The sequence below is a fragment of the Thiogranum sp. genome, assembly GCF_058323355.1.
Window position 1 is genome coordinate 106,068 of sequence record NZ_JBTTIO010000062.1, and the last position, 14,669, is coordinate 120,736.

General features: G+C 58.0%; 15 protein-coding genes and 1 pseudogene. 6 read left to right on the plus strand and 10 right to left on the minus strand.

The features are described 5' to 3' along the window. Positions 1–7 precede the first annotated feature (7 nt). Positions 8–511: a hypothetical protein gene (locus tag ACW81B_RS09705; RefSeq protein ID WP_491580023.1), complete on the minus strand. Its 504-nt coding sequence runs from the start codon at positions 509–511 to the stop codon at positions 8–10. After that, positions 504–1,955, minus strand: coding sequence for a HAMP domain-containing sensor histidine kinase (locus tag ACW81B_RS09710; protein ID WP_491580024.1), 1,452 nt, complete (start codon positions 1,953–1,955; stop codon positions 504–506). The genes ACW81B_RS09705 and ACW81B_RS09710 overlap by 8 nt, the downstream gene beginning before the upstream one ends. 95 nt (positions 1,956–2,050) lie before the next feature. Between ACW81B_RS09710 and ACW81B_RS09715 the strand changes: the two genes are divergently transcribed. After that, positions 2,051–2,584 carry a hypothetical protein gene (locus ACW81B_RS09715; RefSeq protein ID WP_491580025.1) on the plus strand — a complete coding sequence of 178 codons (534 nt, stop codon included), beginning with the start codon at positions 2,051–2,053 and terminating at the stop codon, positions 2,582–2,584. Next, positions 2,584–3,132, plus strand: coding sequence for a TlpA family protein disulfide reductase (locus ACW81B_RS09720; protein WP_491580026.1), 549 nt, complete (start codon positions 2,584–2,586; stop codon positions 3,130–3,132). The genes ACW81B_RS09715 and ACW81B_RS09720 overlap by 1 nt, the downstream gene beginning before the upstream one ends. A gap of 4 nt (positions 3,133–3,136) precedes the next feature. Here the strand turns inward: ACW81B_RS09720 and ACW81B_RS09725 are convergent, their stop codons facing one another. Continuing rightward, positions 3,137–3,472: a TusE/DsrC/DsvC family sulfur relay protein gene (locus tag ACW81B_RS09725; RefSeq protein ID WP_491580027.1), complete on the minus strand. Its 336-nt coding sequence runs from the start codon at positions 3,470–3,472 to the stop codon at positions 3,137–3,139. 171 nt (positions 3,473–3,643) lie between these two features. Here ACW81B_RS09725 and ACW81B_RS09730 point away from each other — a divergent pair, with 171 nt between their 5' ends. Then, positions 3,644–4,615, plus strand: a complete 972-nt coding sequence (locus tag ACW81B_RS09730; protein WP_491580028.1) for a molybdate ABC transporter substrate-binding protein — start codon at positions 3,644–3,646, stop codon at positions 4,613–4,615. Positions 4,616–4,725: 110 nt separating this feature from the next. Here ACW81B_RS09730 and ACW81B_RS09735 read toward each other — a convergent pair whose 3' ends face one another. Further along, positions 4,726–5,118: an HIT domain-containing protein gene (locus ACW81B_RS09735; RefSeq protein WP_491580029.1), complete on the minus strand. Its 393-nt coding sequence runs from the start codon at positions 5,116–5,118 to the stop codon at positions 4,726–4,728. A 134-nt stretch (positions 5,119–5,252) separates the two neighbouring features. Between ACW81B_RS09735 and ACW81B_RS09740 the strand changes: the two genes are divergently transcribed. The 3 genes and pseudogenes from ACW81B_RS09740 (at position 5,253) to ACW81B_RS09750 (ending at position 8,527) form a co-directional block, all read left to right on the plus strand. Continuing rightward, positions 5,253–6,665 carry an FGGY family carbohydrate kinase gene (locus ACW81B_RS09740; protein ID WP_491580030.1) on the plus strand — a complete coding sequence of 471 codons (1,413 nt, stop codon included), beginning with the start codon at positions 5,253–5,255 and terminating at the stop codon, positions 6,663–6,665. Then, positions 6,655–7,422, plus strand: a complete 768-nt coding sequence (locus ACW81B_RS09745; RefSeq protein WP_491580031.1) for a glycerophosphodiester phosphodiesterase family protein — start codon at positions 6,655–6,657, stop codon at positions 7,420–7,422. Before ACW81B_RS09740 ends, ACW81B_RS09745 begins: the two co-directional genes overlap by 11 nt. Beyond that, positions 7,412–8,527 (plus strand): annotated as a pseudogene (locus ACW81B_RS09750) (glycerol-3-phosphate dehydrogenase/oxidase). Before ACW81B_RS09745 ends, ACW81B_RS09750 begins: the two are co-directional and overlap by 11 nt. Before the next feature lie 91 nt (positions 8,528–8,618). On the opposite strand, the gene ruvB reads toward ACW81B_RS09750, so the two are convergent. From ruvB to nadA, 6 genes are all read right to left on the minus strand, one after another. Beyond that, a complete protein-coding gene (ruvB, locus tag ACW81B_RS09755) occupies positions 8,619–9,656 on the minus strand; it encodes a Holliday junction branch migration DNA helicase RuvB (RefSeq protein WP_491580032.1) in 1,038 nt (345 codons plus the stop codon). A gap of 55 nt (positions 9,657–9,711) precedes the next feature. After that, positions 9,712–10,317, minus strand: a complete 606-nt coding sequence (gene ruvA, locus ACW81B_RS09760; RefSeq protein ID WP_491580033.1) for a Holliday junction branch migration protein RuvA — start codon at positions 10,315–10,317, stop codon at positions 9,712–9,714. After that, positions 10,314–10,841: a crossover junction endodeoxyribonuclease RuvC gene (gene ruvC, locus ACW81B_RS09765; RefSeq protein ID WP_491580040.1), complete on the minus strand. Its 528-nt coding sequence runs from the start codon at positions 10,839–10,841 to the stop codon at positions 10,314–10,316. The genes ruvA and ruvC overlap by 4 nt, the downstream gene beginning before the upstream one ends. Before the next feature lie 3 nt (positions 10,842–10,844). Beyond that, on the minus strand, positions 10,845–11,588 hold the full coding sequence (locus tag ACW81B_RS09770; RefSeq protein ID WP_491580034.1) for a YebC/PmpR family DNA-binding transcriptional regulator: 744 nt from the start codon (positions 11,586–11,588) through the stop codon (positions 10,845–10,847). Positions 11,589–11,668: 80 nt separating this feature from the next. Continuing rightward, positions 11,669–13,132: an OmpP1/FadL family transporter gene (locus ACW81B_RS09775; RefSeq protein WP_491580035.1), complete on the minus strand. Its 1,464-nt coding sequence runs from the start codon at positions 13,130–13,132 to the stop codon at positions 11,669–11,671. A gap of 192 nt (positions 13,133–13,324) precedes the next feature. Next, complete coding sequence (gene nadA / locus ACW81B_RS09780; RefSeq protein WP_491580036.1) at positions 13,325–14,425, minus strand: quinolinate synthase NadA; 1,101 nt, start codon at positions 14,423–14,425, stop codon at positions 13,325–13,327. Positions 14,426–14,669 lie beyond the last annotated feature (244 nt).

Here is a 14,669-nt window from a genome sequence, read left to right on the forward strand (position 1 = left end):
CCCTCGGTCAGTTACGTTGCTGGATACTTTGCTCGATGTTGGTCAGCTCTTGCAACTGTCGTTCCAACTCTTCCACGCGGGTATCCGCCTGTTTCAATTTCAATCTTAGTTCATTAATTTTATCACGGGACCACAACTGTTCGTCGATTACCTGCTCCAGCAACGCCGCCAGCGCCCTGGCGCTGGCGCTGGCCCGACTGGCGTCCAGTCCTTTCAACAGCGTCAGGGCCCGGGGCTGGTCACGTACGGCCCTGGGGCCCTCGGCCAGCAACAGCGCCAGACGCAACCGGCTGCGCGGTGTTCGGGACGTCTGGAAGTCACGTTCACGGGTCTGCAGGGTACGCACCAGCTTATCATCCGGTAGTTCGCGGATACGGTTCCATTCTTCCAGCCAGTAGGCGGCGTCGTCGACCCGCACCGTCAGGGGAACCGGCCCCTCGGTACGCTGCACCGTCACCGGCTGGCAGCCCGAGATCAGAATAAATACCAGTAGAATAAATAGCTTACTCACCTACACTCTCCGATCTGTGTATTGGCAATACGACCCTCAGGCACGCCCCGGTATCCGCACTGTCAATCACTTCAATATACCCGCCATGGGCCTGCGCATACTCACGGGCAATGGACAAGCCGATTCCCGTACCGCGCACATGGCCATTGGACGATGACGACCCCTGATAGAAGACATCGAATATACGTCGTCGTTCCTCTTCAGGTATCCCCGGCCCTGAATCCGCCACCTCCAGCACAGCCTGCTCTCCCTGGCGTTCGAGCCGCACTCGCAACCGCCCTTCTACAGGCGAGAATTTGATGGCATTGGACAGCAGATTATCCACCAGTGCCTGTAATTTTTGCCTGTCTCCGTCCAGTTCGACCGGCTGCAACGATACATCCAGCAACAGCTGACGCGCCAGCACGGCAACCTTGTGGTCTTCCAGCACGGAGTCGATCACCCGGTGCAGCGGTACCACGCTGAGCTTCAGCTGTGCAGCGCTGGAACTCGCCACATTGAAGTCCAGCAGGTTTTCAATGAGTTTCTGTAACTGCAGGCTGTTGTCCCGCAGGATCGCCACAATCTCGTTCTGCTGGGCATTCAGGTTGCCAACTGCCTGCTCTGTTAACAATTCCGCGCCCTCGCGGAGGGCTGTCAGCGGGGTCTTCAGCTCGTGCGATATATGGCGCAGAAAGCGGTTCTTCTCCTGTTCGACTTCCAGCAGTCGCATACGCATCCAGTCCAGCCGTTCGCCGAGCTGTTCCAGGTCACGCGGGCCAACAATATGCGCAGAACGGGAAAAGTCACCATCACCCAGCCGGCGAATGGCCCGATCCATTTGCCGTATGGGACGCGTAATAAGCACGGTGAAAAATACCGTCAATATCAGCGCGGCGGGCACCAGTGCCATCGCCTGTACGATCAGCCCACGCTGCAAACCCGCACCCTTGGCGTCCAGCCGGTCAACCTCGCGCTCGACCAGTTTACGATTATCGACCAGCATTTTGCGCGCATCACGTGTCAGCTCGCGGAAACCATCAACAGCGGAACGGATTTCAGGCGCATCGTGAGGGTATTCCGACGTCAACGCCGCGTTCATAGACGACTCGACCGCCTCTATCATCTCCAGGCGCTGACGCTGCAGTCTGGACAGGTTCAATGTCGCAAGACGTTGCACTGCCTCAAGAAACTGCTGGTGGTATTCGTGGTAGACCTCCAGCAATTTGGTTTCGCCGGTCACCTGGTACTGACGCGCATTGCGTTCCATTGCGGTAATGGCTTCGACCAGCAGCTGGCTGCTCTGGGTCGCGCGCACCGTTGCAAACAGCGCACGCTGGCCCTGCGCGACCAGCTGGTCAACGGACCAGGTGGCGTGAATCAGGGCGGCGAGCAGGGGAATCACGACCAGTGCAAAACCAACCAGCAGCAATCGTCGAATCGACTTGGGGCGATACAGGCGCAAGATGCGACACCTTTAAACCATGAATAAGTGTGTATTGTCGGTGAAAGGCCGGCAAATTTGAAATACCAGCGGTGTTTTCAGGTAGTATGCGCCGCATGAAACAACACGCTGCACTGCTGCTGACCGGCCTGCTCGCCCTTTCCGGCCTGCCGGTAAATGCCGCCGGCACGGCGCCTGTCGAGCTGGAATTCAAACCCCGCACACCAGACCAGATGAGCGCTTTCTACGAGGCACGAGGCTTCCCGGACGAGATGATCAAGCCCCTGCATGAACAGTGCTTTATCACCGTGCGCGTCACCAATACCGGCAAGGATGTCGTATGGCTGGAACTGGCCAACTGGACGTTTACCGCCAACGGCAAGCCTGTGCAGCGTTATCACCGCAACTTCTGGCTGAAAAAGTGGAAAGATATGGGCATGCGCCCGGCGCACCGCTCAACATTCCGCTGGACACTGTTGCCGGAACGTCTGGATTACCAGCCGGGAGAAAGTGAAGGCGGCAACATTATCCTGCCCCGCGTAAAAGGGCCGATCCATCTGCACGCCGAATTTGCCACGGGCAAAGACAAAAAAGGCCCGACCGTAAAACTCGATTACGACAACCTGCGCTGCGTGGAGAATATTTCCTGATGCATCTTATCCTGCCTGTACTGCTGACCCTGCTGCTCGCACTTCCCGCCGGCGCAGACAGCGGTGAGATCAAACCGCCTGCCGGCGTCCGTGTGTATAACATCGGTCCGGCGCCTGACTTTGAACTGGCCGACATGGACGGCAACCGCGACACCTTGTCCAGCGGACGCGGGCAGTGGGTGTTTCTGCACTTCTGGGCCAGCTGGTGCGGCCCTTGCCGCAAGGAAATGCCTGCCATCCAGCGAATGGCCAGGCTGATGAAAGACGAGGCACTGAAGATCCAGCTGGTGAATACCGCTGAAGACGAAGACACCGTTTTCAGCTTTCTGGCGGGTGTTGCACCGGATATGACAACGTTAATGGACAAGGACGGGGAGGTGACCGAAGTCTGGAAACCCCGCGGTCTGCCTGCAACCTATCTGGTCGATCCACAGGGGCAGGTGCGCTACCAGGCACTCGGGGGGCGAGAGTGGGACCAGCCCGAGTACCTGGGTTTTCTGAGAGCACTTGTCCACAGCGTATCAGGCGCAGCGAACAGCTCGCGCTGACAGATCAGACGACGCTGCCGAAACCCCGGTCAATGGCACCGGGCGGCGGCTCAAGCCCGGCCAGCCGACACCCCTGGGCAACCGGCCCACCGGGGAACAACTCGTACAGGTACTTGATGCCGCCCTTCTCATGAAAACGTTCGTCCAGTGCATCATGCAGTTCACGCACACTGATGCGCGGGGAATCCTTGCGATTGTAGTACTCCTGCAAGGCATTCAGCTCCTCCCAGTGGTCTTCGCTCAATTCCAGACCCTCCTGCCGGGCGATTTCAAGCGCCCCCTCCTGTGACCAGCCTTCCGGTGCATAGGGAAACGTCACTTCACGATCCAGTACAGCCATAGCCTTTCCTCCCATATCCGCTTCAATCGAGCGTCCTGTATGCGCCCTGAAAAAAAGCATAGCAGCTTTCAGGCGGTTCGCCTGTCGAAGCAACGGGAATATTTTGCCACCCGCCACCATCCACTGAGGACAAGTCAAGGATCACAACAAACAAACCACCGAGGAGCACACATGAAAAACTTCACCGTAGGGCTGCGTTTTGCCCTGACACTACTGCCAGCCCTGTTGCTGGCACCCTTCACCCCGCAGGCCGCCGAAGACGCCGGCCTCGGGCATGACTACCGCACCTTCCACAGCAACGGTAAAATCGACTACGGGAAAATCGGTGACTCATACACCGCTGACCTTGTGATGTACCTGGCCGGCAACCAGTTCATGGTCATGGAAGACCTGATCAATGATTTCCAGAAAAAGCACCCCAACATCAAGACTGTCTACGTGGAAACCATCCCGCCGGGCCAGATACTTAAACAGCAGCTCCTCAAGCAGGGGCAGATCAACGGAACCAACACAGCACAAAACCCGGATCTTTTTGCCAGCGTTAACCTGGGGCATCTCAAAAAACTGCACGGCAAAAACATGATGGATAAATACATCATCTATACCCACAACAAACTGGAGTTGATGGTAGCCGAAGGCAACCCGAAAAAGATCAGGGGCCCGAAAGATCTCGGCCGCGATGACCTGGTGCAATCACACCCCAACCCGTTGACCGAAGGTATCTTCAAGTTCTACGGCTCCGAAATGCTCAAGGATCTCGGTCTGTATGAGAAAGTAACCGGCAATGCCATGTGTAAAAGCTGCTGGGCCGTGCCAGGGAAAACCTGGTTTACTTCACGCCACCACCGCGAGACACCTCATCGCATCGAGAACGGAAAGGCCGATGTCGGTATTGTATGGACGACCGAGGTTGTCCATGCAAAGAAAGAAGGCCGCAAGGTTGACGGCGTAGCTATCCCTGCACCCTACAATAAACAGGACAAGGTTGGTTATGCCATCGGCACACTCAACAAGGGCCGCAACCCGGCAAATGCCAGAACCTTCCTGGATTATCTGGCCAGCAATGCCGCACAGAACATCTATGCCAGCCACGGCTTTATCAAGGCTTCCAGCGAGGAACTGAAGCTGAAGAATATCCCCTGACAAACCTCCGACTGATTCTTTCCGTCATACCGGCGCAGGCCGGAATCCAGTAACTTCAATGCGCTGGATACCGGCCTGCGCCGGTATGACGGATTAATCAGATGATCTCTTTATTCCTGCTTGCGCATTGCCTTATTCAATTCACCCCCGAACCAGTCACGCACGGAATCCAGCCGTTGCTGCAAATCAGTCTGTTCATACGGAACGGCTGAGCTATGCCCCCACACCGGGCCAGGCCAGGCAGGATCACCGGCAAAGCGCGCGATATGATGAACATGCAGTTGCGGCACCAGGTTACCCAGGGCACCGATATTGATCTTGTCCGCGACGCAGATTTCTTTCAGGTAACGGGAAAGCTGTGCCGATTCGCGCCACAATTGCTGCTGGTCCGCTTCATCAAGCTCGAACACTTCGGTAATACCCGCACAGGCGGGAACCAGCACAAACCAGGGATAACGCGCATCGTTCAGTAATAACAGCAGGCTGAGCGGTAAACGTCCCACTGGAATACAGTCTTCCGCCAGACGCGGATGTAATTCAAAGTTTCCGGCCAATTCAGACTCCTGATGACATCGCTGACCTGCTTTGTACGCCTTGCCCCTTCTTCCTTCAAGCCATTGGGGTTATCTTTGAGGTTATGGACTATCTGCTCGCCATCGATCAGGGGACACACGCCAGCCGCGCATTGCTGTTTGATGCAAACGGCCAAAGGATTGCCAGTCACCTTGTACCTGTCTCGCTCAGGCGGCCCAGGCCAAACCACGCAGAACAGGATCCGGAGGAAATTATTGACTCGGTTCAGAATGCGATTACGCAGACCCTCCACGCCCTGGCCCCCGGAGAACGCAGGAATGTCCGCGCCTGCGGCCTGGCTACCCAGCGCTCCACTGTGTTGGCATGGCAATCGAATGGCGCACCCTTGTCTGCCGCCATCAGCTGGCAGGACACCCGTGGGGCCCCGCTTGTCACCGCTTTGCAGACCCACGCTGCAGACATCCGCGAACGCTCCGGCCTGCCACTGTCAGCCCATTACGGGGCGAGCAAACTGCACTGGCTGCACCAGCTGCTGGTGGACGAACCCGGACTGCACCTCGGCCCGCTGGCCAGTTTTCTGCTGACCCACCTCACTGGCAGCGGGCATGTCATCGACCACAGTAATGCGCAACGCATGCAGTTGCTGGATGTTGGCCACCTCGACTGGTCACACCAACTGGCCGACTGGTTCGCGGTTCCCATTGATATTCTGCCAACGTGCCAGCCGGTCATGAGTGGCTATGGCACACTTGCCGACCATGACATACCGATCACCGCTGTAGCCGGCGACCAGAATGCCGCCTGGCATGGCAGCGGTATGCACACAGCCTGTTGCGCCCTGATCAACCTCGGCAGTGGCGCCTTTATCCTGGCCCCGCAACAGCCCGGAGGCGATATACCGGAACTCCTGCGCAGTCTGTCCGTCAGTGATGCACAAGGTGCCGAGTGGTTGCTCGAAGGCACCGTAAACGGCGCCGGCAGCGCACTGCAATGGCTCAGGGCACAATACGATCTGGATAACCTGTCCACGCACCTGCCTGACTGGCTGGAACAGGTGACGAGTCCGCCACTGTTCGTAAATACCGTCGGCGGCCTCGGCTCTCCCTGGTGGCGTACCGCCGGTACAGCGGGTTTTGTACCGGACGGTGAACCCTGGAGCGATGCTGAACGTGCTGTTGCCGTCATCGAAAGCATCATCTTTCTGTTGCAATGCAACCTGGAACGTATGAGCCGCCAGTCAATCATCGAGCGCTTGCGGGTCAGCGGCGGGCTGTCACAGCTCGATGGGCTTTGCCAGAAACTTGCCAACCTCAGCGGCCTGCCAGTCGAACGCTGCGATGATACTGAAGCCAGCGCGCGGGGTATTGCCTGGCTGGCTGCGGGACGTCCTGACGAATGGCTGACAACAGATGACCTGCCCCGTTTTGAGCCTCGGCCGGATACGCCACTGCACAACCGTTACCAGCGTTTTGCAGAACAAATACAACGGCAGCTGGAGGACGTCGATGACCGCTGATGGAATCCCGCAACTGGTTGGCCATCGTGGCGACATGACGCAATACCCGGAAAACAGCTGGCCGGCCTTGCAGGCGGCAGTCAGCGCTGGCGCCTGCTGGCTGGAGTTTGACGTGCAAATGTGTGCCGATGGCCGCTTTGTGCTGCTGCACGATGCCAATTTCCAGCGCACAGGAAATGATCCTCGCAGCGTCTTTGAACTGGATACAGGAACCTGCCAGCGCATCAGCGTGCACTATCCCGAACGGTTCGGCGAACGCTTCGCACCTGCGCCAACCCCTCTGCTCGATGAAGTTCTCACATGGCTATCCCGTTACCCCGATGTGCGTGCCATGGTGGAAATAAAATCAGAAAGCCTTGCATACTTTGGCCGCGAAATCGTGATGCAGACACTACTGGACACTCTCACGCCGCATCACCATCAATGCGTACTGATCTCCTTTGATTATGGCGCCTTGCAGGTTGCCCGCCAGCAGTCATCACTGGAACTGGGCTGGGTACTCCACAAATATAACAAACAACACCAGCAACACGCCGAACAGCTGAAACCGCAATACCTGATATGCAACTACAGAAAAATTCCCCGGCAGGAAACACCCTGGCCCGGGGACTGGTACTGGATGCTGTACGACATTAAAGACCCGGAACAGGCACTGAAATGGGCACAACAGGGTATAGCGCTGATTGAAACCGGCGATATTACCCGTATGCTGAAACATCCCCGACTTGCCGAACGAGCCTGCCTTCATGGACTATGATGTCCTGATTACTGGCGCAGGCATACACGGCGCCGCGGTGGCGCACGTTGCCGCACGGCGCGGGTACCGTGTACGGGTTTTAGAACAGTATGACCAGCCGGCCAGAGGCACATCGAGTCGTTCATCAAAGCTCATTCACGGTGGCCTGCGCTAACTGGAAACCGGCCAGTTCCGCCTGGTTCGCCAGTGCCTGCGCGAGCAACGTAACCTGCTGCACGAGCGGCCAGCACTGGTCACCCTTACCCCGTTCTACCTTCCCGTTTACACCCACACCCTGCGTCCGGCCTGGAAGATCGCTACGGGTCTGTGGTTGTACCGCCTGCTTGGCGGTCATCGGTTCTACCGTGTCCCTGCCAGTGAATGGAATGATCTGGACGGACTGGATACCCATAACCTGCTCGCCGTGTTCCGCTATTTCGATGCACAGACCGATGACCGCGCACTGACAAAAGCCATACTCGCCGATGCACAGGCACTGGGCGCAACCCTTTCATTCAACACAAATCTTGAACAGGCTGAATATCACCAGGATCATTGCCGGGTGCGCTGTCACGGCCCTGCAGGCGAGGAAGTGGTGACGGCTAAAGCCGTGGTAAATGCCACCGGCCCCTGGGTCAACCAGCTACTGCAACGCATCACGCCACACCTGACACCCGTGGAAATCGAACTGGTGCAGGGTACGCACATCGTGCTACCGGGAAAACTGAAACGGGGCATTTATTACCTGGAGGCCCCGCAGGACAAACGCGCGGTTTTCGTCATGCCGTGGCAAGACCGTATCCTGGTCGGCACAACCGAAACCCCTTACCAGGGCGATCCAGCGGACGTTCATCCGCTGGAAACGGAGCAGTCTTACCTGCTGACGGTGTACAACCATTATTTCAGCAGCCAGCTCGAACTCACGGATATTATCGACGCCTTTGCAGGGCTGCGCGTGTTACCGGCCGGCGAGGGTCGCGCATTCACCCGGCCACGGGACACAATCCTGCATTACGATCGCAGCATGCCACGGGTTGTCAGCATTTATGGCGGGAAACTGACCTCGCATGCGCATACCGCAGACAAGGTAATGAAGATTCTGAAGCGTGTATTAAAGAACCCGTGAGCTTTTGCATATACCGGCGCAGGCCGGTATCCCGGCCATTCAGCGCGCTGAAGCACGGTGTGACAACCCGGAATTGCCTGTCTACAGCCGCCTAATCGTCTATCAGCGGCAGTGTCTCGCCCTCGGCTTCAGGAGGCTTCAGGCCCAGTTGCGACCAGGCATGACGGGTTGCCATACGGCCGCGAGGGGTACGAATAATAAAGCCCTGCTGAATCAGGTAAGGCTCAAGGACATCTTCGATCGTCCCCTTTTCCTCACCGATGGCAGCTGCCAGGTTTTCCACGCCAACCGGGCCGCCATCGAACATTTCGATAATGGTGCGTAACAGCCGCCGGTCCTGGCTATCGAAACCCTGCGCATCGACCTTCAGCATGCCCATGGCGTTTTCCACCACTTCTGCTGTCACTTTCCCCTGCGCCTTGATCTCGGCAAAGTCGCGCACACGCCGTAACAGGCGGTTGGCAATACGTGGCGTACCGCGCGAACGTGTTGCCAGTGCCCGCGCGCCTTCCTCATCGATATCGATACCAAGAATGTGCGCGGACCGTTTCAGGATAATTGCCAGGTCGGTGGCATTGTAGAATTCCAGTCGCTGCACAATACCGAAGCGGTCACGTAACGGCGAAGTCAGCAGACCGGCACGGGTCGTTGCGCCGACCAGCGTAAACGGTGGCAGATCGAGCTTGATGGAGCGTGCCGCCGGCCCTTCGCCAATCACGATATCCAGCTGGTAGTCTTCCATCGCGGGATAGAGGATTTCCTCGACCACCGGACTGAGGCGATGAATTTCATCAATGAACAGGACGTCGTGCGCCTCAAGATTGGTCAGCAATGCCGCCAGGTCACCCTGCTTTTCCAGTACCGGGCCGGCACTGTGGCGCAGGTTGGCACCCATCTCGTTGGCAATGATGTGCGCCAATGTGGTCTTGCCCAGCCCCGGGGGGCCGAAAATCAGCACGTGATCCAGCGCATCCTCGCGCCGCCGCGCGGCCTCGATAAAGACCTCCATCTGCTCGGTCACCTGCGGCTGACCAACATAGTCCGCCAGCTGTTTCGGCCGAATGGCACGATCCACCAGTTCATCCTGGGATGACGCGCTGGCAGTAACGATGCGATCGGGTTCAATCATGCCAACGAGGATACCGGTTCACCCGGTGCGGGTACAGGGCGGAACACTGCGGCCGTCACTTGACCATGGACTGAAGGGCGGTACGGATGATTTCTTCTGTACCCAGATCATCAACATCAACAGCACGCACCATCCGACTGGCATCCGCGGGCTTGTAGCCGAGCGCCACCAGGGCACTGACCGCTTCTTCCACCGGGTTGAGCACATCGGCCACCGGCGCCTTGCCTCCACCCGTGACAGCAGCCCCCGGGACATCCCAGTCCGCCAGCCGGTCGCGCATTTCCACGACAAGGCGTTCGGCGGTTTTCTTGCCAACCCCGGGCAGTTTAACGAGAGAAGCGGTATCGCCCGCCTGCACACAGGTCGCAAACAGGCTGGCTTCCATACCGGAAAGAATGGTCAGCGCCAGTTTGGCGCCAACGCCGTTGACCTTGATCAGGGTGCGGAACAGGGCACGGTCAGACAGCTTGCTGAAACCATAGAGCGTGTGTGCATCTTCACGCACGGCAAGATGGGTATAGAGGCGAACCGGTTCACCCACCGCAGGCAGGTCGTAAAAGGTTGTCATCGGGGCTTCGATTTCGTAGCCCACGCCCTGTACTTCGATCAGCAACGCAGGAGGCTGCTTGTCGCGCAGTACACCGTGCAGGTATCCGATCATCGCAGCCGCCCACCGGCCATGCCGGTCGTACCGGACACCCGATCGAGTGCATCCTGCTGGTAACTGTGGCACAGCGCAATCGCCAGTGCATCTGCCGCATCAGCCTGTGGCGTTTCACTGAGGCTGAGCAATACACGCACCATGTGCTGGACCTGCGCCTTGTCGGCACCGCCCTTGCCCACCACGGCCAGCTTGATTTCACGCGGGGCGTATTCGGCGACCGGCAGCGCACGATTGACCGCCGCACAAATTGCCGCACCACGCGCCTGCCCCAGTTTCAGCGCCGAGTCGGCATTGCGGTGCATGAACACGTTTTCAATCGCCAGTTGCTGCGGCGCATAAGCCTGCAACAATTCACTGAGTTCGTGGAAGATCAGCCCGAGCTTGTCGGGCAGGCTGTTGCCGGTCACCTTCAGGCAGCCACTGGCGATGTAACTGGCCTTGCGCCCGTCACTGTCGATCAGGCCGTAACCCATCAGCCGTGAGCCGGGGTCGATGCCGAGGATGCGGGTCGTGGTGCGCAGAACCTATAACTCCGCGAGGATTTCGTCGGAAATATCGGCGTTGGAATAGACGTTCTGCACGTCGTCCAGTTCTTCCAGTACGTCCAGCATGCGAATCATTTTTTCTGCATCCTTCGCGTCCAGCGCTGTGGTGTTCCCGGCGCGCAGGGTGACTTCTGCCTGCTCCGGCTCAAAACCGGCGGCAATCATGGCTTCCTTGACGCTGACGAATTCTTCCGGGGCGGTCAGCACATCGATGGAACCATCGTCGTTGGTCAGCACATCATCGGCGCCCGCTTCCAGCGCCGCTTCCATAATGGCGTCCTCATCGCTACCCGGGGGATAGCTCAGAATCCCGGTCTGGGAAAACTGGAAAGCCACGGAACCACTGGTGCCGAGATTGCCGCCCGCCTTGGTGAAGGCATGGCGGACTTCGGACACGGTGCGGTTACGGTTGTCCGTGAGGCAGTCGACAATCACCGCCACACCACCAGGACCATAGCCCTCATAACGGATTTCATCGAAATTCTCGCCGTCCTGGGCGCCGGCGCCGCGTTTGATCGCGCGCTCGATGGTGTCCTTGGTCATGTTGGCACCGAGCGCCTTGTCCACTGCCAGGCGCAAACGCGGGTTGGAGGCCGGGTCCGGCTCGCCCATCCGTGCCGCGACGGTAATTTCGCGAATCAGTTTGGTGAATATCTTGCCGCGCTTGGCGTCCTGCGCCTTCTTGCGGTGCTGGATATTGGCCCATTTACTGTGTCCTGCCATTGCTGCCTCATCGTCAAAGTGTGCAATGGCAGGAGTTTAGCATTGACCGGCCGGCCGCGTCAGCGTCCGGCCGGCCAGTATCAGTAGCGGCGGGTGTACAGAAACTGGAAGTTCAGCTGGCTGTGCGCTGACTCAACAGGTGGAAGGGTGGAACCGTTTCCGGGATTGGTGGCCGTGTTACGGAATACCTTGACTACAGAAAAATCAATCGACTGGGTATCGTCAAAGCGATATCCGAAACCTGCGGTCAGGTGATTCTCGGCAATCGCCGGGAACAGTGCATTGAGGTACTCGTCCGGCACCGGATTGGCGGCGTAATTAAAGCCGGCACGCAACGTCAGCGACGTGTTGAACTGGTAAGCACCACCCATCTGGTAGACCGTCTGGTTCTCCCAGTCCTGGTACAGCGTGGCGGTAAGATCGGCGCCGGAAAATCCGGCGGCATTCGGGTCAGGCTGGCTGGCATCCGCCGTAAATTCCATGGTGAAGTTTTCCATGACGTCCCTCCACAGCAACCGCCTGACGTCGAACACCAGCATCAACGCCGGTGTAGCCTGCAGTTTCAGGCCAACCGCCCAGGTTTCCGGCCACTGGAAGTCATCGACCCTGATTTTGCCGCGTAGCGGAATATCCACATTGGCGTAACCTGCCCCGGTATTCACTTCGACGCCCATTAACAATGTGGCATCGCTGGTCTTGAGGTTCCCCAGGCGGGTTTTGGAATGCCAGGTAGCGCCAAGCGCAAGCTTGCCGGTCGCCTGGTAGACAACACCGAGCTTGCCGGCAAAGCCGTAGGCCTTCGCCTCACCGGTGAAATCACTGCGGTCGCTGAAATCGAAGTAGGCATGGTTGAGCGTACGGATCGACCCCGGCCCTGCCGGCGCGCCAAACGGCTCATACAACCCGCCGAAACCGGTCAGCAGGCTGCCGCTGGCCTCGCCAATGGTCTGTGTCGTCACGAGGTCGACGAACTGCGCCTCACTCATCGCCATACGCAGATCCAGCCCGGCCCACACCAGGTCGGCACTGCCGCCAACGACCAGCCTGTCATTGACGTTCCACGCCAGCGGTGCGATAACCCGACCGACACTCAACTCACTGCGGTTCTCCAGGCTGGCGCCAATCCGCCCCGGATCCCCCAGAAAGGTCTTCTGGTCATATTCGGTACCCATACCGCCCTGACCATAGACACCCACACCAAAAGTCATTCCGCTGCGTTTACGCACCCAGCCGAGCGCCGGCATGTAATAGGCCGTTCCGTCTGAGTCAGCTTCTACAGTCCCGGCTCTGGCAGTGACATCCGGCCCGAGGAACCCGACAAACAGCTCTGCGCGGTCACCCTCGTCCATCAGGCCAAGTGTGGCAGGGTTGTTCATCATCGCGGCGGTGCCGTTGTCGTACGCCATTGAAGCACCACCCATTGCCGTTGAAACCGGGCCATAGCCTTCCATATTCATGCCGTTTGTTGCATGCACAAGGCCGGAAATCAGAATGAGTAAAGCAGAAAGTGTTGCACGCAGGCGTGCCGGGGCAGAACGCGACATGAATAAAAACCCTTGAGTTGTAATTGGTACAGGAGAATCGAACAGACTGACAGGAAGCACTGAAAACAGAACTGGCGATTACGACCGATTACAACGGCGCAGGGGCCGTAAACTTTACCGGTTCAGGGCATATCACCCAAAAAACCAGTGGATACTGAGACCCTTGATTTACAGGGTGAAACTGGTGGGCTGTCAGGGAGACACTTTCAGCATGCGCTGCAGCGCGGTACGCGCCATCAGGGCTTCCTCAGCTGGCACACTGATGCGGTTGACCGGGTTGCCGTCGACAAGATTTTCCAGCGCCCACAGTAAATGTTGCGGATCGATGCGGAACATGGTCGAGCACATACACACGGTCGGCGACATGAAATGCACCGACTTGCCCTCGGCCTTGCACTCATCGTGCAATCGATTGACAAGATTCAGCTCAGTCCCCACCAACCAGCGCGTATCCGGTTCGGAGGCATGGATGGTCTTGATAATGAATTCCGTGGAGCCAACATAATCTGACGCCTGACAGACCTCAAAACTGGACTCGGGATGAGAGATGATCTTCGCATCCGGGTACTTCGCCTTGAAACGCTCGATGTGCGATACATCGAACATCTGGTGCACCGAGCAGAAACCCTTCCACAGAATCATCTTTGCATCGCGAATCTGCTGTTCGCTCAGGCCACCCATGGGCTGGTCGTAATCCCACACCACCATCTCATCGAGCGGGATACCCATGTTGTAACCGGTATTGCGGCCCAGGTGCTGGTCAGGGAAGAACAGCACCTTGTCACGCTGTGCGAATGACCAGTCCAGCACATGACGTGCATTGGTCGAGGTACACACAATACCACCGTGACGGCCGCAGAACGCCTTCAGGTCCGCGGCTGAATTGATATAGGTCACCGGGGTAATGGTTTCGTCCGGATCAAGCACCGAGGAAAGCTCCTCCCAGGCCCGTTCCACCTTGGCGAGGTTGGCCATATCGGCCATGGAACAGCCGGCGGCCAGGTCCGGCAGAATGGAAACCTGGTCAGGACGCGACAGGATATCCGCGACTTCGGCCATGAAATGCACACCGCAAAACACGATGTATTCAGCTTTTGAACTGGCGGCCTGGCGCGATAACTTGAGTGAATCACCGGAAAAATCGGCGTGACGGAAGACTTCATCGCGCTGGTAGTGGTGGCCGAGGATCACCAGTCGCTCGCCGAGTGCTTTTTTGGCCGCGACAATGCGCGCTTCGCAGTCCTCGTCAGACAGCGAGGTATAGGGGTCGACGTCTATTGCGTTGGCAGCCATTTCGGTGAATCTCGTTGATATGTCCGCGTCAATTCTCTTTTATCGAGCGGATTGGTGCAACCATTGGGAAAAGGGTGATTCCCTTTGGTGGCTGGTTTCGTCACTGTTGAGGAAGACAGGATCTACCCCCCACTTCCAAACACTCCCCCGAAGTGTCCTGTGTCGGTTGGCCGGGGGGCTTTCCGGTGAATCGGTGCAGCCGAGCATCGCAGCAAAACGCGGAAGAAGAGAGCCCTGTTTGAGT